Here is a 19,634-nt window from a genome sequence, read left to right as displayed (position 1 = left end):
TACAAATACAGCACTTTTGAAGTAAGTGAGGTACACCATGAGTAATAAGTAATGAGTCAGAAATTTACTCATTACTTTTTCCAATCAGTTGCTGTACCTCATAAATATCGAATCTGCGGTAAGTGGACTGGTAATTTAATTGAAAAGTGGCTCTTGTATCACTCCACTTACCTGATTACTCTAACGATATAGAGTAGGAACTTTTAGTTATGCCTCAACCAAAAGCCCCCAGCCCAAGAACCACAGTTAAACGTATACCCCAAAGAGCCAACTACGAAAGCGAGACAATTTATCAAATATTAGATGAAGGATTAGTCTGTCATGTTGGTTTTATTAATGATGGACAACCTGTTGTCATTCCTACAGCCTATGGGCGGATTGAAGATACATTGTATATTCATGGTTCACCCGCTAGTCGAATGTTACGATCGCTGCAACAAGGTATTGATGTTTGCGTCACTGTAACTTTAATTGATGGGTTGGTATTAGCGCGATCGGCATTTCACCACTCCATGAATTATCGCTCAGTGGTTATTTTTGGTAAAGCAACTTTAATCGAGGATGCAGCCCAGAAATTAGCAGCCTTGCAAGCATTTACAGAACATGTCATTTTAGGAAGATGGCAGGAAGTGCGATCGCCCAATCATCAAGAATTATCTAGAACCATAGTGTTATCTTTGCCCCTGACAGAAGCCAGCGCCAAGATTCGGACTGGAGGGCCAATTGATGATGAAGTTGATTATCAAATACCCGTCTGGGCTGGGGAAATTCCCTTAAAATTGACGGCGGCTGTACCTATAAACGATGCTAAATTAGCCCCCAATATTGCAGTACCGCCTAATTTCAAAAACTATACCAGACCACAGAAACTGAACTAATGTATAGGACTAATATTTGATTTGGGAAAAAAATCAGTACACCCAGAGCAGACTTCTTTCCTACTCCCTACTCCCCATTCCCTACTCCCTGCCTACACAATTAGATTCAGGAATCAAACCGTATTCCTAATATAAGACTTAAGCACAAAGATTTTCTGTGGAAACTGGGTGTAAGGGTTTGGTATACATATAAATTCACCAAACTCTGAGTTTAAAAATCCAAACATAGGTAAGCGCCAGAGTTACAACAGTTAGCGGTAGCCCAAATCGCAAATGTTCGCCAAATGTCAGCCGATATCCTTTCTTAGCAACTGCCTCCGCTACAATCAAATTGGCAACAGAACCCAACAGCGTTAAATTTCCTGCCAGTGTGGAAGCCGCCGCTAGTAGTAGCCAAGTTTGCTTGTCAGGATGGGGAATGAGGTGATGTAGTAGCAGTACCGCCGGGACATTAGAAACAAGATTCGATAACAACACCGTGACTCCCAAAATACTCCAGGGAGTATGAACGAAAGGAGAAAACCATTCCAGCGCCCCCAATTTTTGGACACCTTCAGTTAGGATAAACAACCCACAAAACATCAATAGCAAGTCCCAGTCAACTTTTGGCAAAATTCGCGCTGGTTTGATCCGGCGTGTGACGAGTAATAATCCAGCCGCTATCAGGGTAGCTTCCGCCGTGGGAATTCCCAGCAAAAAAGCTATCAACAATCCAGTAGTAATTAATAAACTCTTGACTAACAATGGTTTGAAGGTGCGGTAGCGTGGTAGTTCAACTTTTAGATAAGGATGTAGCGATCGCACCTCTGGATATAACCACCATAACCAACCTACCTGAATTACCAAACCGATTAAAGCTAGTGGTGTCAAAGCCTTGGCAAAGTCTAGATAACTAATCCCCGAAAACGAACCAATTAAAATATTCTGTGGATTACCACTCAGGGTAGCAACAGAACCCAGATTAGTTGCACCAGCCAACGCCAACAAATAAGGAATAGGGTTGAGACTGAGTAACTGAGTGATGCCAACTACCAAAGGCGTGAGGATAAGAGCGATCGTATCATTGAGGAATAGTGCTGAGAGAAAGCCACTGCCAAAAGTTAAGACTATTAATAACCCTAATGGACTGTGGACATAACGGATAGTGTAATCAACAGCCAACTGAAAAAAACCAGAAGCCGCCAGATTAGCACTAATAATCATCATCCCAAACAAAAAGACAAGGGTTTTGTAGTCAATAGCACTCCACGCCGCAGATAAATCCAGTAATCCCAATGCCATTAAAAAAGCCGCACCCACAAGGGCGATCGTGGCACGATTCATCCGCAGCCCAGGTAAATAGCCCAGTCCTAGACCAATATAAGTCAGTAAAATTACTAAGTATCTGAGAACTATCATTGCCTACTTTCCCACCCTAGTTAACAGGGATGTAGATTGAATCCCCAGAGGGTTATTTAGTTGGTGTTTGCTCTTCCAATTTATTAATGCGGTAATCCTGCATCTGATTAGAAGCCCTGAGTTCTTGGCGAATCATTCTCATCTCAGATTCGATTTTGGTGAGCTTACCACCAGCAGAAAACCCCCCACTAAGTAAATAAAGTCCTGCCTGAGTAATAATAGTAACAGAAGTTACTAACATTCCAATTCGTTCGGCTGTCATACATATCAATCCAATGGACAAACAAAATTCAAGGGGAAATTAGAGATAGATGTGTTAGTTACCGTTGCGTTACTTACACCAGTAAAGAACACCGCGCCATCGGTTCCTACCGCTATTCTTGCGGCTCTATTCTCGGCGTTGAATTGTGTCACGCAAGATAATCGTTGTATCTCAATTGGCCTATAGCCTACAGGTAAAGTAAAAATGGTAGAAGGTAAAGCAGGGATACTATTAAATTTCACAGAACCTTTTACTTCTAGCCTGCCATCAGCAAGTTTTCTATATTTAGGTGTTACATCAAAGGTAGACCACCCATTTTGAAGAGTAGGTGTTTGCCATGCCCCAGGAGTAACGTTAGCGTTTGAACCAGGATCACCCTTGTCCCCTTTCTCACCCTGAATACCTTGAGAGCCTTGCTCACCAGTGTCACCCTTGTCCCCTTTCTCACCCTTCAAAGTGCCATCAAGGAATGCAGAATTGAGAGCATCTAAGGTTAAATCCGGCTCATGTTTCCATGAACTTTTACCAGTAATTCTTTTAACCAAATAGACAAGACTTTTGACTATTTGCACTAAATTCAACGTGTCATCATTGGCAGCAGGAAATTCATCATCATTAATGTTAATTGGCATCATCACCCCCGATTAATTCATTTAAGTAATCAACAGAGGTTTGTACCGTATTTATGGCATCAACAACCGATGATAAATCTTGATTACTGAGTGAGAAAGTAGTATTTCTTTTGATGCTAAAGGTAGTGTTTCCAATATATCTATTAGGGTAGAATTTCAGTTTAAACCTGCCTAAATCATTGGAAAATGTGACTACCTGTGACCCAAGTTTTAGTACTTCACCAACACCAACCGTAGAGCCTAAATCTATAAGGATTTGTTCAATTCTTCCACTAGTTCTATATCTTTTTGACGGGTTAGCATCAATATTTATTATTAGTTGCTCTTGTCCTTCAAATAAATAAGGAATCAGTACAGAATCAACTATTTTCAAATCAAATCTATACTGATTTTTAAATACTAGTTGAAATTCATTATTCATCTACTTAGTAGAGAGTGAATAAGTGCGTCCATTGGGACTAACAAAACTTTGGGGTTTCTTACTAGCACCTTGCAGAAACTTTTTAATGTCCGCAATTGTGGCATCAGCCGGAACGGGAACAGAAAGATACTTGACTTTCACACCCTTTCTCGTAGCAGTATTACTTTGAGTGCCAGGTAAAGGTACTTTAATCCGCTTTGCACCAAAACTACCCCTGACAGAAACTTTAATTTCTTTTTTCCCTTTACTGCTTGCTGGTGCTTTACGAGTCACGGTAGCATCAGGTACGATTTTCAATCCTAACTTTTCAGCAACAGACCTCAACATATAAACATATTGAGACTTTGCGCCTTTACCTTGACCACTGCCAGATTTGAATAAAACTGTAGCTCTAGGGCCTAATTTACCAGCCATTTAATTACCTACCTATGAATAAATTGTGGATATTCATGAATTAGAGATAATCAATGGCATGAACAGTAACATCACCATTAGTTGCAGCCGCAGTGGTAAAAGGCATATTGGCGCTAATGGTAGCAGAGCCAGTTTCTAAATCGAACTGAACCTGTACATTATTTGGCTGGTTTTCTGCTGGTGTAACAGCTTTTTCTGCTGCTGCAAGTAGATTAGCCATTTCTAACAATGCTTCCGGCAAAGTATCAGAAGCTAAATCACCACCGCCGTTAGTAAAGTTAGAGTAGGGAGCGCCAAGGTAATCACTAGCGGTCAATTGGATTAATCCACCAGCACCAATGCTAGGTGTAACTGGAATGGTTGCAGCTACAGCAATTGTTCCTGTGTCAAAGCTAACAGTTGTAGAGATATTTCGGCGTGGTGTCAGCCCTGGGTTAGCACCATTGCGGGTATTCTCAGCAGCGTCTAAAGCTCTACAGATTTCAAATAAAGCTGCTGGTAATTGGGTAGATTTTAAAGTTCCTGCATCGCCTGGATCAAAAGTAGACATTCTATCCTCACGGTAATAAATGTAATAGCCGTACTTATAGTCAGTGGTACTCTTGAAACTGGCTTGAGACAAGGGAAACTGTAGAGATACTTTCTTTGGGTCTACGGTCGAAGAAAGTAAGTTAATAAATCCAGTTGAAATAACAAGCTGATTATTAATCGTGCTAATTGAAAAATTTGTTTTTTGTAAAGTGTCAGTAATTCCACTAGGTAATTCATCAATAGCATTATTCCAATCGTCATTGATTATGTTTCCTGATGGCGTAGTTGCACTACCTCTACTATCTCCACCATTAATATTGACATTATTCTTGTTTTGAATCAGCTTGTTGATAGGAGTTTTTGGTAAAAATATGTACCAATTACGTTTCCATTTAAACCCTATCTTGATTCCTTTTTTTGCTAGGCTTTTAACTAGCTGTAATAGATAAACATCAGAGTATTTTAGCAGTTTAGCAAGAGTTTGTAATTTAATTGCTAATCTGCCATTAATCATAAAAACAGAATCAAATTCTAAAACATTATTCATTTCTTTCTCAGCTTTTTAGACCATGCTGGAGCATCATCTTTTTGACCATTGGGGAAAAATTGCATTAATGTTGGAGTCACGGAAGATTCTTTTCTACTAGCATTTGAATCTGTTACTGTCGGCGGGTTGATATTTTCTAAAAATTTTGGCTCAACGTATTGCTTAAGAATACCAATAATTCTTAAACACTCTTGTTTAGACTTACACCAAACAGTAATTTTAGAATTATCGTTTAATTCTTGTACACCTAAAAAAGAACCTTTTTCGTAGTCTGGAAATTTCGGATCATGCGTTTGACCGTATCGGTAATGTGGTAGTAATAAAGTCCATCTTGTTCTACCAATCTTGCCGTTACCTTTATTCTCAGCATATTGAATTGCCAATTGTGGTTTTTGTCCGCTACGAGTCGGCCAGTGATCAGGGACAGAAAGATAAGCTTCAAATTCTTTATTTTTCGCTAAACAAAGTTCTTCATTCGCTTTGCATAACTCTTCATGTTCCGAAATTATGGTTTTTGAGTTATTGGCAGTTCCAGATTTATTCGCAATCGCTGTCACAGTGGTATTAACTCGTTTTGGTTTCCAACTGCCATCAGGCTGTTGTTCGCATACGCAAGTAGGAACCTGAATACTTACAAACTTCACATCTGCATCCTCTCCTGGCTTACCATCCTTTCCGTCTACACCATCACGCCCGTTTAAACCATTGCGACCGTCTACACCGTCACGCCCATTCACCCCATAGCCGTTTTTACCGTCAACGCCGTTTCTACCATCTGTGCCGTTACGACCGTTTAACCCAGTTCTACCGTCAACGCCATTTCTGCCATCTGTACCGTTACGACCATTTAGCCCATTTCTGCCGTCAACGCCGTTGCGACCATTTAACCCGGTTCTACCGTCAACGCCGTTTCTACCATCTGTGCCGTTGCGACCATTTAACCCATTTCTGCCATCTGTACCGTTGCGACCGTTTAACCCGGTTCTACCATCAACGCCATTTCTACCATCTGTACCGTTGCGACCGTTTAACCCGGTTCTACCGTCAACGCCGTTACGTCCGTTAGTTCCTGGTAAACCTCGTAAACCGGGACGACCGGGACGACCATCTAAACCGTTACGCCCGTCTCGCCCAGGACGACCATCAACACCGTTTCGCGGTATAGGGTAAGGTTTTAAGACTGCATCAACGCCGTTGCGACCGTCTCGCCCGTCTCGACCATCACGACCAGCTAAACCATTTTTACCATCTCGGCCATGAATAACGATTGGTGCTGGTGCGGGACGGTAAATATATTCAAATTTGTTTTCGACTTTGACTCGTTCTAGTGTGATGGTTGTAACTTGACCATCTTGACCATTACGACCGTCAACACCGTTTCTTCCTGGTTGACCGTCACGACCATTACGACCGTCAACACCGTTTCTTCCTGGCTGACCGTCGCTGCCATTACGACCGTCAACGCCGTTTCTTCCTGGTTGACCATCTTGACCATTACGACCGTCAACACCATTTCTGCCATCACGTCCTGGCAGTCCTGGTCTACCGTCACTACCCGGAAGTCCGCGCAGTCCATCACGTCCGGGTAGTCCTGGTCTACCGTCTCTACCGGGAAGTCCGCGCAGTCCGTCACGTCCGGGTAGTCCGCGTCTACCGTCATTACCGGGAAGTCCACGCTGTCCGTCACGTCCTAGTCGTCCGTCAACGCCGTTACGTCCATCACGTCCCGGTCGTCCGTCATTACCGTTACGCCCGTCACGTCCTGGTCTGCCATCTCTTCCCGGCGGGCCACCGCGACCAACTTGACCACGCAGGGCATTTACGCCAAGTTGCAAAGCATTAACAGTATCTTCGAGTGATAATTGCCCCTGCTGAATTTGCTGGACTAAATGCTTCAAAAACAGCAACGAATCTATCAACTCAAGAATGGTACTGATTTTATCAAGTAAACCAGCTATCTTACCTAGAGCTTCGCTGGCTTTAGCTACTGCACCAGCCGCCGCACTAGCAGCAGCACCAGCCGCCGCCATTGCTGCCGCCGCTAATGCTGCCGCCGCAGCCACAGCTACCAAAATTGCTTTGAGTTCTTTGATCTCGGCGCGTACATCCTCTACTCCCGCTAATGCTTTATAGGCATTTGCATCAGCTAGGTAAGCGGTTTTTAGTGCTTCCTTGGCTAATCTACGAGCGTATTCGTCAACAGGGTTAGATTTTAAATTAGCTATTCTGGCAACTTCCGCGCGTAAAGCGGCCAATTCGCTCTTAATCTCAGAACAGCAATCACTCATTATTTAACGTTCCTTAAATTTGCTGTGATGCTTGCAATTGAATTTTTAATTTCATCACAGGGAAGACAGCAGTATGTACCATTGGCGTTTTTGCACCGCATCCAACCTTCAGGACAACATGGGGCAAGATTAACAACGTTGAAACTTTGTATTGCATAGCCACCAAGCCAACCGCCGCCTAGTCTTGTCTCACCATCAGCATGGGTAAGAATAAAATCGCCGCCATTGAGGTAGTAATTGTAGCCACCGCGAAAACAACCAACCGGGTAATAGCTGTAAGGTATGGTGGGACTACCGTTATATGAGTAGGGTATGTCTACTCTGATTTCCCAGCCTGCCATTAATAGTTATCTGGGTCGATTTCGTCGCTGTCGTCAGGTTTAGCAAGGTTAATTGTTAAAACGTCAACTCGGTAAGAATCCTGGTTTGGGCCTCGAAATGTAAAATTTGAGAATCCTCTTTCGATGAAAACTGATTGGTCTAAGTTTTCATCAAAGTTACTTTGTGTTAGTGCTTGCTTTGCTTTTACATTTATTCCCGTTAGCAAACTTTCTGCCGTGTTGTTTTCTTGTGGTGTTAATCCTGGTAAGTCAGATTTGTAAATGGTGATTGTATTAGCGTCTTGTATTGCGTTTGCACCGAATACTTCTTGTAGTGTTGGTTCTGCCATACGGATTTTTGATTAGTAAATAAATCCGTTCTAACCAGAATATAAAAAATCGTAAATCTACATCTTTTACCTAAAAGATGTAGATTTACTGATTACCTGTAAGTATTGCTATATATACAATTGATGAAATATTTACTGTTGGTAAATATTTGAATATACCTATTTTCAATCAATGGAAATATAAACTTGTAGATGAAGGTCAATCGGCACGGACAAGCTGCTATTTTTTCTGATAAGGATTTTGAATCTATTCTGGCGGCTATGCCGGGAGAAAATCATAAGATGATTCTACGAGTTGCATACTGGACGGCTGGCCGTGCTGGGGAAGTGTGCAGCTTGATGACTAGTGATGTTTATTCGCCTGACGGAAAACCGTTAAGGCGACTGACTTACCGAGCTTCACAGACTAAAACTCACCAAACTCGACAAGTGCCAATTCACAAAAACTTACGCGAGTTGCTGATTAATTATTGGAAAATTAACCAGCCTGATATCTCAGGTTACTTATTTTTGGGTAGTGAGGGACAGCATTTGCAGCTACAAAGCTTTGATGATGCGTTTCGCCGCGCTCTGAAGAAGGCAAAACTAACTGAGTGTGGCTATTCTACCCATTCGCCACGAAGGACTATCTTAACTCAGATGGCTCGCCGTGGTTGGGCTTTAAGTATGATTCAGAAATTTTCTGGCCATAGAACAATATCCAGTTTGGAAAAATACATTGATGTTGATGAGGCTGATTTAGAATTGGCGATCGCTAATTATTGACTATTTTGCGATCTCATTTTTCATCCTCTACAATCAATCTGAAATATTCATTTTTGGCGATCGCTCTCCTGGTACGCCGCGCGATCGCATTTTTCATGGCTCTGATGATTAGCTCCGATGATTGCGCCAGGAGTGTATTAAATTCTCAATCTCTTTTGGCGATCGCCCAAAATTGATCGCCGCCTCGATGGACTGTTTGCGATCGCGTGCTTTGGGCGAAGTGATAGAGCCAATGTAACGGCGGTGAATTTTTCGTCCTGTCATCCAGCAATAGCGCCAATACCAGTATTTACGGCTGCTACGCTCTACCCAGTATTTTTCTACCCAGTGTGTCGTCTCGTGTTGGGGGGCAATTTTTTTAGTAGTTATTGCTACGTGGTTATTGGTGGTGCTAGGGGTTAATGATGTGTCGGCTGTTTCTTGCCCCCCAACACTTTTACACGGAGACATGGCAACGACATATTTCACCAAATCAGGATATTGTTTTTCCCACTGCTGCCACGCATGTTCGTATGCTTCCGGTGTTTGGTAATGCTCTGGGTCTGGTGGTTCTTGGGTTTCGTCGTAGTTGGTGTATTTTTCTAAATCAAAAAGTGTTAACTGACCAGTGTTGCACCGTCCGTTTTCTGATTTTGTGTTTACTGGCATAATTCAATTAGTAGAGCGGCCGCCCATCTGGTGCGGCTTTTAGTCTTTTGTCATAAGTAACTGCGATCGCTCCTCATTTGAGAAAGTGCGATCGCATTGTCACAGGTCGCAAGCTATAACTAAGTTGGGTTAACTTGTGGGGCTTGGATTATTGACAAACTTTGTTTGCTCCTACCCCACTCCCAACAGCCCCCACCTTTCCGCACTCTGAGCCATTTTTATAAATTTTGATTTCTACTGCTGTGTGGGGAAATGTGTTACCAGATGCTGAGACTATGGCATTTTTAGGAGCCGAAAAGTTGACCTTGTGGGGTAGTTTTCCTTTGATGCTTTCTACTTTCATCGGTGTACCTGGTGGGTCTAACGAAAGAATCGAATAACCAGCAAATAATTCCTTTCCACTAGTTCCACTCCACTGAACTTCATACTTGTCTGAACCACTGGGAGAATTTACAACTGGTTCTGATGCAATCGGACTTGATTTCACTGAGGGAGTGCAGCTCTGTAATAGTGCAAATCCAACAACAACTGATAGCCTGATAAGATTTTTCATTTTCTGAGTGAAAACGATAAGTACAAATTTAGATTACCCAGTAGTTAGTTATACTTTGCTATTTACGTTCATCTAATAGGATGCTCCTTATTCATCCAATTTCGTCATAATTGGGTTAGGTATTTATGGCCGCCACAGCTGTTACTGTGGCGTGTTTCTCGTCAGCTATTCGTCATTAGGTATACCAGACACATCAATCCCTAGCGATTTGAACATAGTCTTTAAAGACACTTTGTACAATCGGCAGAGTGACGCGATGTTTTCAGCACTTGGCATAGCTTTTCCAGATTCCCAGTCAGCTTGTCGCCTCTCTGAAACGCCTATTATTTGCTTAACTTGGGGACGTGTTAGTCCTGCTTCTTCTCTTAATAGCCTCAAGGGAGACTTTTCCTGTTCTTGTTGGTTATCTTCTATCATAGACGTAAAGTTCATGAATGAAACGTCTTGACAGTAGTCATGACAGGACGTATCATTCATGTTGAACGATAAAAAAAGACCAGCCGATATTTGCTTCGGTGGAGAAACAGTTATTTTGGCTGGTTTCACAAGTGTCTCACCAAGACAGACACAGCAGAATCGGGAAGTAACACTTGATGTCATAGCCGTTGAAAACCGATGAAGGGTGATTCAGGCTACCAGTAGTCCCTAGTGCTGAGTGATAAGTGAACACTTGAGATTTGTCTCAATATAGTCGCGGATTGTAAAAAATCTGGTGACGTGCAGATGTACTGCGGCCGCAGTCTGTAACCGACCTTAGTAGGGCATTCCATACACACCAAGGCTAAAAGTGGCGACATGGAGACATGGGGTGGTGTGGAAGTAAGTCCTGGGTGAAAATCCCGCAGAGGCTTGGCGTGGGGTAGTGGCTTACGCGCAGATGCACGACATGAAATTGCTGACTACTGTGTAGTTAGTTATGGATAGCAGTTTTTTATACACAACGCGCAACCTTGGCGACCGGTCGCACTTTTTTATGAAGGAAAAATATGTAACTCGAAAAAAACGCATTCGACAGCTAGAAAAACAAGTCAGCCAACTGCAACAGCAAGTTGAGACGTTAACCAACTTACTCGACTCTGTACACCAGATGCTTTACGCCACACGTCCACGTTTGGCGCGGAGTATGCTACGTGAATTTAAGCGCCATCACCAGACAACACCCGTTGTCAAAGTTAAACCTCGGCGCAGATTACCCAATCCCTCAATTGCACCCCGCGCTGATTTGTAACCCTACACCCTACACCCTACACCCTACACCCGGCGCTGCACTTCACACTTGCGCCGATACAGTCATGCCCTTTCGTTGGAGGTAATTTAGACGACAATCACTATACTTAAATTACAAATCTTGGTTGTTTTCACAAGCGACATTACCTGTGTCGCCCGAAAAATATAGGTTTTCCTCACGGCGCAAAGTTTAGCGCCGTGTTACTTCATCACGTCCATATATGCAAAGCAAAAAACCGCAAGTATCACAAACATCTACTTACAAGCGGTCACTTTCACCGTGGAAAGTTTACCGTCTTGATGATCATGGGAAATGGCATCTGGTTGAGTCATATCGCAGTCGCACAGATGCCGAGGAATATGCCGTCATTTTGCGGCGTTTATATCCACAAGTAAAGGTGGTGTTTGAATGACAATCACACTCGAAGATAAAGCTTACTTTTTAATGGACAAAAGTGATTACCTGTTGCACACCCTAGCATTAGGTTTGGCTGTCCAAGAAATCACTCGTTTAACAGGAAGTGATGAAGAGTCTTGTTTAGAATATCTTCGCCAAGCTGCTGAGGTACAGGCCAAGAAATTGTTAGTTACGGGTGCAGAAGTATCTCACATATATGTTCATGACCGAGATACTCCAGAAAACAAAATTCTTGCCGCAATTGTTGACGATAAAAGTGTTTTAAGGGTTTTTTAAAGATGGAAATTAAAAGCATTAATTATGAGCGGGTTCTCAACCTGGGGAACTACGAAAACAAAAAATTAGCACTGTTCGCCGAACTGAGCGAGGGTGATGACGTAGATGAGTCAATCTCGCGTGTTATGGAAACGGTCGAGCGTAAAATCCGCGAAGAAGCACATGAGCAGGCAGAGGCAGAACTGAGGCAACTCAAACAGGAGTTCCGCCAACTCAAACAGGAATACGAAAGCTACAAATCACAAACCATCCAATCTGTAATACAACCGCCTGTAACCGAAGCGCAGGATTTGGGGCTTGCCAATAATCCCTTTTAACTAGGTGAAATTTGAATGCGATCGCAGTATTGCCCATAAGCGAGGGGAGGTGCGATCGCAAGATTTGTACCATTGTCAGATTACCAAAATGCACACCATAGTCAATACCCCATCAGTGTTTAGCTGTAAATTGCCTGCTGCTGGTTGGATTAACCTTGCCCAAATCCGCCAAATTCAGTTTGAGGATATGCCGAGGCGTGTTGCATCTGTGACGTGGCAGAACGGTGACACACAAACATTTCATGGTGATGATGCAGTCACTCTCATTCAAAGCTGGGAAGATGCCACAGGACTATTAGAACAACGTTGTAATTACCGCACTAAAAACCGGAGGACACAATGAAAATTAAAACACTTCATGCACACTTTCTAATTTCAATTGGAAGTTATAGCAATGAAAGAATAGGTTTTTCTGTTGAGCTAGACAATGAAGAATCTATCGACGAAATTGTTAGCAATTTGAGAGAAAGAGCTAAAAAGATTGTTGGTAGAAAAGCTGATGAACTTTACGATGAGAGAAACAAAATTTATCGAGAATGCGCTCAGTTAGAGAGCAAATTAAATACCTTACGTAAAGAATGGGATGCTACCGCCGAGTTTTTAAAAGCGCAAGGTTTAAATCCTCAAGCACCTTCCATGCCTCAATTCAGAAATTTACTTACTGCTGTCACCGTCGAATCTGAAGTTGTGACCGAGCAAGATTACGAAGATAGCGATATTTATGACGATGATGACGAAGATTATATGTAATTATTCCGCCTGATGATGGCTTTTAATTTGATGAGGTAATTTATGAGTGATAAAAACTCTGAAACAACTAACAACACTTGGCAACCTGATCCAGCATGGGATTACTACACCTTATGGCACAATTTAATTCACATTAAAGCCAAGATTGATCAGGCTTTAGAAGAAATAAAAAGTGTAAATGAATTTGATAGCGGAGTGAATGAAGTAATTCAAGATATTCTTCAACCTGCATCTAGTTCTCTAATTCAAATTATCGATATTGAATTAGCACAATTTGACGACGATGACGACGAATAAATCCGCCTGATGATGGCTGTCTGACTAACAGCCGAAACTCCCCAATCTTGGGGAGTCGCGGACGAGTCGCGCAAACTCATCCGCCTCTACTTTTTAAGTAGAGGGAAATAACAGCAGCAGCACGGATTTTTAGATTGAAATGACCTTAAAGGTTTCAAAACTTCATGAATCCACTGCTGCTAATTATTTCCGACTGTGTTGAGTTTAAAAGTGAATTGTTAACACTAATTTGGGTGATTCGTGACTCATTTTAGCACAGTTTTTGCTGCAAATAAATACCCGTACAACAGAACCTTGACAAATGAAAATAGTTGGTTTAGACGTGTGTAAAAACAGCGTAGTTGCTTGGGAATTAACATCAATTCCCAAAAACTTTAGAAGCTACTTTCGAGATAATAAACGTCCGAAAGATGATGACCCTTTAACATTTAAAGCTAACGCTGATGGGGTCAATAAATTATTAGCTCTAAAGCCCGATGCTGTTGTCATGGAACCTACTGGAGTTCATTACTCTTGGATTTGGTCACACATTTGTGAAGCTGAAGGGATTAAGGTTTTGTGGGTCGGTCACGCGGAAGCAACACACTACCGTAAACAAAATAAACTCCCAGATAAAAATGACCAAGCTGATGCTCTAGCACTTGCCGCCTACGCATTACTTCACTGGGATGATGATGATTTTTTCCTGCAATTTGAAGCGGGTAAGGTGGCACAAATGCGCCATTTGTGGTTGCAGTTGCAATCTTTAAATAAGATTCAATCACCAGTCATCAACCGTGCTAGACAACAATTAGCCAGGGAATTTCCTGAAGCTGCACTTAGTAAAAGTCAACCTGCTTCAGATGGTGCGCTTCCCCTTTGGGCTTGGCTTGCTCTTCGTGAGCGTACCCTCAAGCGAGGAAGTAGTTACTATGACAAACTGTATGAGAAATCCATTGCTAAAAAATATGGCGTGGGAATTACTACTTTTACCAGAAAATTAGCTGGTATGGTGTGTGACCTACGAGACTGGGAAGTAGAAATTCAACACGAGATTTTAGAAATTCTCAACAGTAGTGAATTTATCCCCTACCGTCGAGTTATGACGATGTTTGGTATTGGTGTTAGACCACAAGCTTTACTCATCAGCCAAATTTACCCAGTTACAAAGTTTGATTCTCTTGGCAGATTCAAGCGTCGGCTGGGTATGGCCAAAGATGAGAATAGTTCGGGTGATAAGGAAACCATGAATACTGGAGCCGGTTCTAAATTGTGTCGTTCTCAGCTTTACCTCTGGGTACTCGACATTATCGCTCCTGAACAGGCTAGGCCAAAAAATGAGTTTGGCCAGAAATTAGGGGAATTTTACGATCAGCGTAAAGCCCAATTTCAAGACAATCCCGAACTGTGGAAAACAAAAGCTGTGGCTCGACTTCAGCAACAAGCACTCAAAGAATTTCAGCGATCGCTGAAGTTAAACTTACTTCCTATGGTGTCAAAGGAGTTGCAGCCACAGATGGAAGCTACACTTAACCTCACACTTCAAACCATGCAGATGAGTTTAACTACTTCAATGGCTGTTGGTGACATTGCCCCCGGTGTTAAACAGCGTGAGGTTAAAAAAGGTTTTGGTAATTTAGTCATCTCACAAACTGCTGCCTACGGTCTCCGGCTGATGTTCAAGGAGTTGAAGAAAGCAGTACAGACTGTATCATAAACCTACTACTCCCCGTTAGGGGAGTTTAAAATTTATCAGTTCTCAATCTAAAGTGAAGTTCTAGCATCCAGAACCAGGATAAAGCTAAACCAGAAGAGGCGATCGCAGTCATACTTACAAAAGCCAGATGATCTCATTAGAGATTTAACTGTCTACCCAATACGGTTCGGATAAGAAACTTACTTGTGTAGGCAAGCAAGGGTGCAGGGGTGAAAGGGGGAACGAAGGTACGCTCTCCCCTGCACCTGAAGCTCCTCCGCCCCCCTGCTCACCTCAACAGATACATTTGTATTAACTGTCTACCAATCAAATTAAAACTGCCCTGGAGGATCACCAGAGCAGCAATGAGAGAAGGAAAGATAGATTTAAGGAAGGAATAGTTTTTAGCTTACATATAGTAAATTTGCTATGTAATGAGATACATCTTCAGTTCTCGGCTTTCCGGGAAGACAGCCAAAAATTTTGGCTTTGTTGTCATTACCAGCTACTTGCTTGATTAAGCCTGAACACAGGGTATGTTGTCAATCTTCACGTCTCTAGCAAGTTACTGCTTGCTTGAATGGGTTATGATGGCGGAAAAATCCAGCTATGACGCGCCGAAATCCACTGCTAATATTTATATTGATAGCTCCATTTTTAGCGATCGCTCTCATCAACTTACCTTTTATTCCCAGTTGGCAATCTGCCCAAGGGTTAATTTTTTTCGGAATTTGGTTACTCGCTGTAGGATTAGGCATTTTATTTTTAACCCAGCCTCAGCCTTTACCTATATTTAAAACCAAAATTTTCCTAATGCTTTACTTATTATTATCAATTGGAATACTATTACTAATACTATATATTTGGGCAGTTTCGGACATTGTAGATTTTAAGTTCAAGCAAATCATTCAATACCCAGGCTACTCTAAAACCTTTTATCTTTATGAACAGACTTGTTTTCCCCCTGATACTGTAACAGAATGTGGTGATTATCATGGTAAGGTAAATACAAAAATTGGTTTTCTGCCAATTATGACCACCAAGTTTCAATGTCGCTGTTTATTTGGCGAACCAGAGCATATTGCTAATACAGTAGTCATTCCTTTAGAAGCAAATTTAGATAAAGCAAAATCATCTCTAGTGATCAATCTGAATACTGGAGAAATCATTCAAAAATAACTATCGCATCAATAACCATTCATAATTACTCTCTGAAAGTTAGTTTTTTAGATATAGCAGTCCTAAATCATTTGTAAAATTTCTATATCTTTTTCTTCTTTCTTACCTTTGCGTCCTTGGCGTTCTTGGCGGTTCGTTTCCATATCTATGTTTTTCACGATTCATTTAGGATTGCTATAGTTGCATTCATAGCGATCGCCACACACATTGATCAGTTAATATTGACCACTCTTAGCTATCATCCAGCCTTAATCCCAATTCACGAAATTACTGATACAAATTACTTCCTCTGCAACTCTACTTCCGGTCGCCGAGCGTTCGCCCAGCGTCTCCGTCAGGAGAAGTCGAGGCGCTGCTTCCATATATGTATCATGTTTAAAGTGGAATGGTATAACCTCTGTGAATAAGGCTCAATTTCCAAGCACACTTGAGATATTACTGTCAGATATCTCAAAGCTCTGGTCTGCAACTTATCTTAATTACAATTCTCTACTTATAATTACAGCACCAAATTACCCTATGATATAGAAGTCCTTTGTCACTGATTCTGACTTCTCAAAGCTCAAAAATCATGTCTGCTCACAAGCTGCTACTGTTTTACAAAAGTAACACTAACTCAACAACAAGGCTGAAGCTCCTAATGTTGGCAAAAACCTACTAATTATCACGCTCATCAGTCTGCATTTGAGATTATCTCACCCTCAATGAATATTGTTTTGATTCAGTAACTTACCTACAAATATTTCTGGAACTTGGTAATGAAGAAATTAATTAAAGGTCTGCGTGAATTTAAATCTAGCTATTTTTCAACGCACCAAGAATTGTTTGAGCAACTCTCGCATGGTCAAAAACCCAGAGTACTGTTTATCACTTGTTCCGATTCACGTCTTGACCCAAATCTCATTACACAAGCACAGGTTGGTGAATTATTCGTTATCCGCAATGCAGGTAATATTATTCCTCCTTACGGCGCAACTAATGGTGGTGAAGGTGCAACTATTGAATATGCAGTTCAAGCTTTAGGAATTCAGCAAATTATTATCTGTGGTCACTCTCATTGCGGTGCGATGAAAGGACTCCTGAAATTACAGAGTCTGCGAGAGGATTTACCACTGGTTTATGATTGGCTGAAATATGCAGAAGCGACTCGTAGGCTAGTTTTAGACCACTACGGTCATTACCAGTTTGAAGAATTGTTAGAAATAATGATTGCGGAAAACGTTCTCACGCAAATTGAGAATTTACGGACATATCCCGTCATTCACTCCAAACTGTACCAAGGTCAACTGAAAATTTATGCGTGGATTTATCACATTGAGTCAGGAGAAGTTTTAGCGTACGACCCGCATAAACACGCCTATGTATTACCTCAAACTCAACTTGCGGAGTCAGAAACAGAAGATACCATCCTCAATCCATTTCTCAATTGTGATGTCGGAATTCGTTCTCAAGCAGATGAAGTGACACAAACTCAGGACTTTACAATAGGAGCATCTGAACGTTTCCCAATACCACATCTTTCTCCAGAGCAAAGAGAGCGAATTTATCGAGGTTCCAATCACTCAAATTAATCTTTACTCATTCGCTCACAAGGTGCTGTCTTCTACAAATCTCAGCATCAGCCTTGTGAGCTTGCTGACGATACCCTGCCACTTTTAAAACATCTCCTGAGTAATTAAATTACTGTTTTCCCCATAAAGTAATTACACGTATCTCAATAAATTACCCATACTAGGAATTATATTTAACTTGTACTAAAAATTATATACTGCTAATTTGAGTGTTTACGACTATATTATGAGGTCACTGAGAGTTGGAATCAAACTGCCCAACTTAAATAGATTTCAGACATGAAGTAGGGCTACTAAATTCATTAATTTTTGATATTTTAACTATCTGCTAATTGCAAAAACAGTCAGAATTTTATCAGTGCATACTTACTTGTTACTGTAAATAGTCCCGTCATAAATTTATTAAGTATTCTCTCCGCAATTCCCAATAAATTTTACTCAATCTTCAACGACAAACCACTGACATTAAAAGAGACTAAGGAGACAATTGAAGTCAGGTGCAACAAAATGCAGCACAACATCATTGTTATCCAAAAAGCCAGGGACTCTGACTGATTTCTTATGCGGATATTAATTTACTCCTACAACTACTATCCAGAACCAATTGGTATTGCCCCGTTGATGACGGAATTAGCAGAAGGACTGGCCAAGCGAGGGCATGAAGTGCGCGTCGTCACCGCTATGCCAAATTATCCTGAACGCCAAATTTACGAGGGTTATCGGGGCAAATTCTACCTAAATGAGTACAAAAATGGCGTTCAAATCCAACGCAGTTATGTTTGGATTCGGCCACAACCGAATCTGTTGGATCGGATAATGCTTGATGCTAGTTTTGTTGTTACAAGTTTTTTACCTGCTTTATTCGGATGGCGACCAGATGTGATTTTATCAACGTCACCATCTCTACCTGTCTGTGTACCTGCGGCTTTACTCGGATGGTTACGCGCTTGCCCAGTGGTGCTGAATCTTCAAGATATCCTCCCAGAAGCAGCAGTTCATGTTGGGCTACTGAAAAATAAATTGCTGATCAAAGTATTTGCTGCGTTAGAAAAATTTGCTTACCATTCAGCTACAAAAATTAGCGTCATTGCTGATGGGTTTGTCGAAAATTTACTATCTAAGGGTGTAGAAGCAGATAAAATCGAGCAGATTCCTAACTGGGTGGATGTCAACTTCATTCGTCCTTTACCTAAAGAAAATAATCCCTTCCGTAATACACACAATCTCAACGGTAAGTTTGTCGTTCAATATTCTGGTAACATTGCGCTCACTCAAGGTTTAGAAACAGTAATTCAAGCGGCAGCAAAATTACGAGATATCACAGATATTGCTTTTGTGATTGTGGGTGAGGCTAAAGGTTTACAAAGATTACAACAGTATTGTTTAGAATGCGGTGCAGATAATGTGTTGTTACTGCCATTTCAACCGCGTGCAGAACTACCACAAATGTTGGCGGCGGCTGATGTTGGTTTAGTTGTGCAGAAGAAGAATGTGATTTCTTTCAATATGCCTTCCAAAATCCAAGTTTTGCTGGCCAGTGGTCGTGCGATAGTAGCCTCAGTTCCCGAAAATGGCACCGCAGCCAGAGCCATCAGGCAAAGTGGTGGTGGGGTTATTGTTCCACCAGAAGATGCCCAAGCTTTGGCAGCATCCATTTTAGAACTTTACAAACACCCTGAAAAGGTAAAAACCTTGGGCTATAACAGTCGTCAGTATGCGATGGAGCAGTATGCTTTTGACCAAGCCTTAAGTCACTATGAGGCTTTGTTTGAATCAGTAACTTCTGATAGTCAGGTAATTGAAGCTAAAGTAGTTTCCAAACAAGAGGTGTAACTCATACAGGCTGACTATTGACTGACCCAAAAAAATTGGTGTGGAATTAATGTTACTACACCTTCAATCTGCACATTGTCTGAT

At 41.6% G+C, this 19,634-nt stretch carries 27 protein-coding genes; 14 read left to right on the top strand and 13 right to left on the bottom strand.

The annotated features are described in order from the left end of the window. The first annotated feature begins 209 nt into the window (after positions 1–209). Positions 210–878 carry a pyridoxamine 5'-phosphate oxidase family protein gene (locus H6G77_RS18160; RefSeq protein ID WP_190588365.1) on the top strand — a complete coding sequence of 223 codons (669 nt, stop codon included), beginning with the start codon at positions 210–212 and terminating at the stop codon, positions 876–878. Between the two features lie 195 nt (positions 879–1,073). Here the strand turns inward: H6G77_RS18160 and H6G77_RS18155 are convergent, their stop codons facing one another. From H6G77_RS18155 to H6G77_RS18115, 9 genes are read right to left on the bottom strand one after another with little or no spacing between them, the layout of a single operon-like run. Continuing rightward, positions 1,074–2,276, bottom strand: coding sequence for an anion transporter (locus H6G77_RS18155; protein ID WP_190872308.1), 1,203 nt, complete (start codon positions 2,274–2,276; stop codon positions 1,074–1,076). Between the two features lie 52 nt (positions 2,277–2,328). Then, on the bottom strand, positions 2,329–2,538 hold the full coding sequence (locus H6G77_RS18150) for a hypothetical protein (RefSeq protein ID WP_190872307.1): 210 nt from the start codon (positions 2,536–2,538) through the stop codon (positions 2,329–2,331). 5 nt (positions 2,539–2,543) lie between these two features. Further along, entirely contained in the window at positions 2,544–3,173 is a 630-nt protein-coding gene (locus tag H6G77_RS18145; RefSeq protein WP_190872371.1) for a collagen-like protein, read from the bottom strand. Next, positions 3,160–3,591: a hypothetical protein gene (locus tag H6G77_RS18140; protein WP_190872306.1), complete on the bottom strand. Its 432-nt coding sequence runs from the start codon at positions 3,589–3,591 to the stop codon at positions 3,160–3,162. The genes H6G77_RS18145 and H6G77_RS18140 overlap by 14 nt, the downstream gene beginning before the upstream one ends. Further along, positions 3,592–4,005 carry a hypothetical protein gene (locus H6G77_RS18135; RefSeq protein WP_190872305.1) on the bottom strand — a complete coding sequence of 138 codons (414 nt, stop codon included), beginning with the start codon at positions 4,003–4,005 and terminating at the stop codon, positions 3,592–3,594. A gap of 40 nt (positions 4,006–4,045) precedes the next feature. Next, the gene (locus tag H6G77_RS18130; RefSeq protein ID WP_190872304.1) at positions 4,046–5,083 is read right to left on the bottom strand and encodes a hypothetical protein; all 1,038 of its coding nucleotides are present in this window, start codon (positions 5,081–5,083) and stop codon (positions 4,046–4,048) included. Then, the gene (locus tag H6G77_RS18125; RefSeq protein WP_190872303.1) at positions 5,080–7,371 is read right to left on the bottom strand and encodes a collagen-like protein; all 2,292 of its coding nucleotides are present in this window, start codon (positions 7,369–7,371) and stop codon (positions 5,080–5,082) included. The genes H6G77_RS18130 and H6G77_RS18125 overlap by 4 nt, the downstream gene beginning before the upstream one ends. Further along, positions 7,371–7,712, bottom strand: coding sequence for a hypothetical protein (locus H6G77_RS18120; protein WP_190872302.1), 342 nt, complete (start codon positions 7,710–7,712; stop codon positions 7,371–7,373). The genes H6G77_RS18125 and H6G77_RS18120 overlap by 1 nt, the downstream gene beginning before the upstream one ends. Further along, positions 7,712–8,041, bottom strand: a complete 330-nt coding sequence (locus H6G77_RS18115) for a hypothetical protein (RefSeq protein ID WP_190872301.1) — start codon at positions 8,039–8,041, stop codon at positions 7,712–7,714. The genes H6G77_RS18120 and H6G77_RS18115 overlap by 1 nt, the downstream gene beginning before the upstream one ends. Before the next feature lie 192 nt (positions 8,042–8,233). On the opposite strand from H6G77_RS18115, the gene H6G77_RS18110 reads away from it, so the two are divergent. Next, positions 8,234–8,806: a site-specific integrase gene (locus H6G77_RS18110; protein WP_190588371.1), complete on the top strand. Its 573-nt coding sequence runs from the start codon at positions 8,234–8,236 to the stop codon at positions 8,804–8,806. Positions 8,807–8,914: 108 nt separating this feature from the next. Here H6G77_RS18110 and H6G77_RS18105 read toward each other — a convergent pair whose 3' ends face one another. From H6G77_RS18105 to H6G77_RS18095, 3 genes are all read right to left on the bottom strand, one after another. Next, on the bottom strand, positions 8,915–9,454 hold the full coding sequence (locus H6G77_RS18105) for a DUF4102 domain-containing protein (RefSeq protein ID WP_190872300.1): 540 nt from the start codon (positions 9,452–9,454) through the stop codon (positions 8,915–8,917). 148 nt (positions 9,455–9,602) lie between these two features. Next, positions 9,603–9,941 carry a hypothetical protein gene (locus H6G77_RS18100; RefSeq protein ID WP_190872299.1) on the bottom strand — a complete coding sequence of 113 codons (339 nt, stop codon included), beginning with the start codon at positions 9,939–9,941 and terminating at the stop codon, positions 9,603–9,605. Between the two features lie 231 nt (positions 9,942–10,172). Then, on the bottom strand, positions 10,173–10,439 hold the full coding sequence (locus H6G77_RS18095; protein ID WP_190588374.1) for a helix-turn-helix transcriptional regulator: 267 nt from the start codon (positions 10,437–10,439) through the stop codon (positions 10,173–10,175). Positions 10,440–10,482: 43 nt separating this feature from the next. Between H6G77_RS18095 and H6G77_RS18090 the strand changes: the two genes are divergently transcribed. From H6G77_RS18090 to H6G77_RS18050, 9 genes are all read left to right on the top strand, one after another. Beyond that, positions 10,483–10,626: a hypothetical protein gene (locus tag H6G77_RS18090; RefSeq protein WP_190872298.1), complete on the top strand. Its 144-nt coding sequence runs from the start codon at positions 10,483–10,485 to the stop codon at positions 10,624–10,626. A 354-nt stretch (positions 10,627–10,980) separates the two neighbouring features. Beyond that, positions 10,981–11,235, top strand: coding sequence for a hypothetical protein (locus H6G77_RS18085; protein WP_190872297.1), 255 nt, complete (start codon positions 10,981–10,983; stop codon positions 11,233–11,235). A 220-nt stretch (positions 11,236–11,455) separates the two neighbouring features. Further along, a complete protein-coding gene (locus tag H6G77_RS18080) occupies positions 11,456–11,647 on the top strand; it encodes a hypothetical protein (protein ID WP_190872296.1) in 192 nt (63 codons plus the stop codon). Then, positions 11,644–11,928: a hypothetical protein gene (locus H6G77_RS18075; protein WP_190872295.1), complete on the top strand. Its 285-nt coding sequence runs from the start codon at positions 11,644–11,646 to the stop codon at positions 11,926–11,928. Before H6G77_RS18080 ends, H6G77_RS18075 begins: the two co-directional genes overlap by 4 nt. 2 nt (positions 11,929–11,930) lie before the next feature. Continuing rightward, positions 11,931–12,245 carry a hypothetical protein gene (locus H6G77_RS18070; RefSeq protein WP_190872294.1) on the top strand — a complete coding sequence of 105 codons (315 nt, stop codon included), beginning with the start codon at positions 11,931–11,933 and terminating at the stop codon, positions 12,243–12,245. A gap of 4 nt (positions 12,246–12,249) precedes the next feature. After that, positions 12,250–12,588, top strand: a complete 339-nt coding sequence (locus tag H6G77_RS18065; RefSeq protein WP_242049241.1) for a hypothetical protein — start codon at positions 12,250–12,252, stop codon at positions 12,586–12,588. Next, the gene (locus H6G77_RS18060; protein ID WP_190872293.1) at positions 12,585–12,995 is read left to right on the top strand and encodes a hypothetical protein; all 411 of its coding nucleotides are present in this window, start codon (positions 12,585–12,587) and stop codon (positions 12,993–12,995) included. Before H6G77_RS18065 ends, H6G77_RS18060 begins: the two co-directional genes overlap by 4 nt. 42 nt (positions 12,996–13,037) lie before the next feature. Beyond that, a complete protein-coding gene (locus tag H6G77_RS18055) occupies positions 13,038–13,292 on the top strand; it encodes a hypothetical protein (RefSeq protein WP_190872292.1) in 255 nt (84 codons plus the stop codon). A 301-nt stretch (positions 13,293–13,593) separates the two neighbouring features. Continuing rightward, positions 13,594–14,988, top strand: a complete 1,395-nt coding sequence (locus tag H6G77_RS18050) for a transposase (RefSeq protein WP_190872291.1) — start codon at positions 13,594–13,596, stop codon at positions 14,986–14,988. A gap of 536 nt (positions 14,989–15,524) precedes the next feature. Here the strand turns inward: H6G77_RS18050 and H6G77_RS18045 are convergent. Continuing rightward, the gene (locus tag H6G77_RS18045; protein WP_190669635.1) at positions 15,525–15,725 is read right to left on the bottom strand and encodes a hypothetical protein; all 201 of its coding nucleotides are present in this window, start codon (positions 15,723–15,725) and stop codon (positions 15,525–15,527) included. Positions 15,726–15,780: 55 nt separating this feature from the next. On the opposite strand from H6G77_RS18045, the gene H6G77_RS18040 reads away from it, so the two are divergent. From H6G77_RS18040 to H6G77_RS18030, 3 genes are all read left to right on the top strand, one after another. Further along, positions 15,781–16,146: a hypothetical protein gene (locus H6G77_RS18040; RefSeq protein WP_190872290.1), complete on the top strand. Its 366-nt coding sequence runs from the start codon at positions 15,781–15,783 to the stop codon at positions 16,144–16,146. Positions 16,147–16,904: 758 nt separating this feature from the next. Next, positions 16,905–17,717, top strand: a complete 813-nt coding sequence (locus H6G77_RS18035) for a carbonic anhydrase (RefSeq protein ID WP_190588376.1) — start codon at positions 16,905–16,907, stop codon at positions 17,715–17,717. A gap of 561 nt (positions 17,718–18,278) precedes the next feature. Then, positions 18,279–19,550, top strand: a complete 1,272-nt coding sequence (locus H6G77_RS18030; RefSeq protein WP_190588377.1) for a glycosyltransferase family 4 protein — start codon at positions 18,279–18,281, stop codon at positions 19,548–19,550. Positions 19,551–19,634: the final 84 nt, after the last annotated feature.

Source organism: Aulosira sp. FACHB-615, from assembly GCF_014698045.1.
Classification (GTDB): domain Bacteria; phylum Cyanobacteriota; class Cyanobacteriia; order Cyanobacteriales; family Nostocaceae; genus Nostoc_B.
This window is presented reverse-complemented; position numbering and strand designations above follow the sequence as displayed.

Excerpts from the sequence above, each read along its gene's own strand:
- H6G77_RS18030 (WP_190588377.1), top strand. The coding sequence starts at position 18,279 with ATGCGGATATTAATTTACTCCTACAACTACTATCCAGAACCAATTGGT.
- H6G77_RS18150 (WP_190872307.1), bottom strand. The coding sequence starts at position 2,538 with ATGACAGCCGAACGAATTGGAATGTTAGTAACTTCTGTTACTATTATT.
- H6G77_RS18070 (WP_190872294.1), top strand. The coding sequence starts at position 11,931 with ATGGAAATTAAAAGCATTAATTATGAGCGGGTTCTCAACCTGGGGAAC.
- H6G77_RS18125 (WP_190872303.1), bottom strand. The coding sequence starts at position 7,371 with ATGAGTGATTGCTGTTCTGAGATTAAGAGCGAATTGGCCGCTTTACGC.
- H6G77_RS18045 (WP_190669635.1), bottom strand. The coding sequence starts at position 15,725 with ATGCCTAATCCTACAGCGAGTAACCAAATTCCGAAAAAAATTAACCCT.
- H6G77_RS18090 (WP_190872298.1), top strand. The coding sequence starts at position 10,483 with ATGTTGAACGATAAAAAAAGACCAGCCGATATTTGCTTCGGTGGAGAA.
- H6G77_RS18130 (WP_190872304.1), bottom strand. The coding sequence starts at position 5,083 with ATGAATAATGTTTTAGAATTTGATTCTGTTTTTATGATTAATGGCAGA.
- H6G77_RS18035 (WP_190588376.1), top strand. The coding sequence starts at position 16,905 with ATGAAGAAATTAATTAAAGGTCTGCGTGAATTTAAATCTAGCTATTTT.
- H6G77_RS18145 (WP_190872371.1), bottom strand. The coding sequence starts at position 3,173 with ATGATGCCAATTAACATTAATGATGATGAATTTCCTGCTGCCAATGAT.
- H6G77_RS18055 (WP_190872292.1), top strand. The coding sequence starts at position 13,038 with ATGAGTGATAAAAACTCTGAAACAACTAACAACACTTGGCAACCTGAT.
- H6G77_RS18095 (WP_190588374.1), bottom strand. The coding sequence starts at position 10,439 with ATGAACTTTACGTCTATGATAGAAGATAACCAACAAGAACAGGAAAAG.
- H6G77_RS18160 (WP_190588365.1), top strand. The coding sequence starts at position 210 with ATGCCTCAACCAAAAGCCCCCAGCCCAAGAACCACAGTTAAACGTATA.
- H6G77_RS18115 (WP_190872301.1), bottom strand. The coding sequence starts at position 8,041 with ATGGCAGAACCAACACTACAAGAAGTATTCGGTGCAAACGCAATACAA.
- H6G77_RS18105 (WP_190872300.1), bottom strand. The coding sequence starts at position 9,454 with ATGCCAGTAAACACAAAATCAGAAAACGGACGGTGCAACACTGGTCAG.
- H6G77_RS18075 (WP_190872295.1), top strand. The coding sequence starts at position 11,644 with ATGACAATCACACTCGAAGATAAAGCTTACTTTTTAATGGACAAAAGT.
- H6G77_RS18140 (WP_190872306.1), bottom strand. The coding sequence starts at position 3,591 with ATGAATAATGAATTTCAACTAGTATTTAAAAATCAGTATAGATTTGAT.
- H6G77_RS18040 (WP_190872290.1), top strand. The coding sequence starts at position 15,781 with ATGCTTTACTTATTATTATCAATTGGAATACTATTACTAATACTATAT.
- H6G77_RS18050 (WP_190872291.1), top strand. The coding sequence starts at position 13,594 with ATGAAAATAGTTGGTTTAGACGTGTGTAAAAACAGCGTAGTTGCTTGG.
- H6G77_RS18060 (WP_190872293.1), top strand. The coding sequence starts at position 12,585 with ATGAAAATTAAAACACTTCATGCACACTTTCTAATTTCAATTGGAAGT.
- H6G77_RS18085 (WP_190872297.1), top strand. The coding sequence starts at position 10,981 with ATGAAGGAAAAATATGTAACTCGAAAAAAACGCATTCGACAGCTAGAA.
- H6G77_RS18080 (WP_190872296.1), top strand. The coding sequence starts at position 11,456 with ATGCAAAGCAAAAAACCGCAAGTATCACAAACATCTACTTACAAGCGG.
- H6G77_RS18120 (WP_190872302.1), bottom strand. The coding sequence starts at position 7,712 with ATGGCAGGCTGGGAAATCAGAGTAGACATACCCTACTCATATAACGGT.
- H6G77_RS18135 (WP_190872305.1), bottom strand. The coding sequence starts at position 4,005 with ATGGCTGGTAAATTAGGCCCTAGAGCTACAGTTTTATTCAAATCTGGC.
- H6G77_RS18155 (WP_190872308.1), bottom strand. The coding sequence starts at position 2,276 with ATGATAGTTCTCAGATACTTAGTAATTTTACTGACTTATATTGGTCTA.
- H6G77_RS18110 (WP_190588371.1), top strand. The coding sequence starts at position 8,234 with ATGAAGGTCAATCGGCACGGACAAGCTGCTATTTTTTCTGATAAGGAT.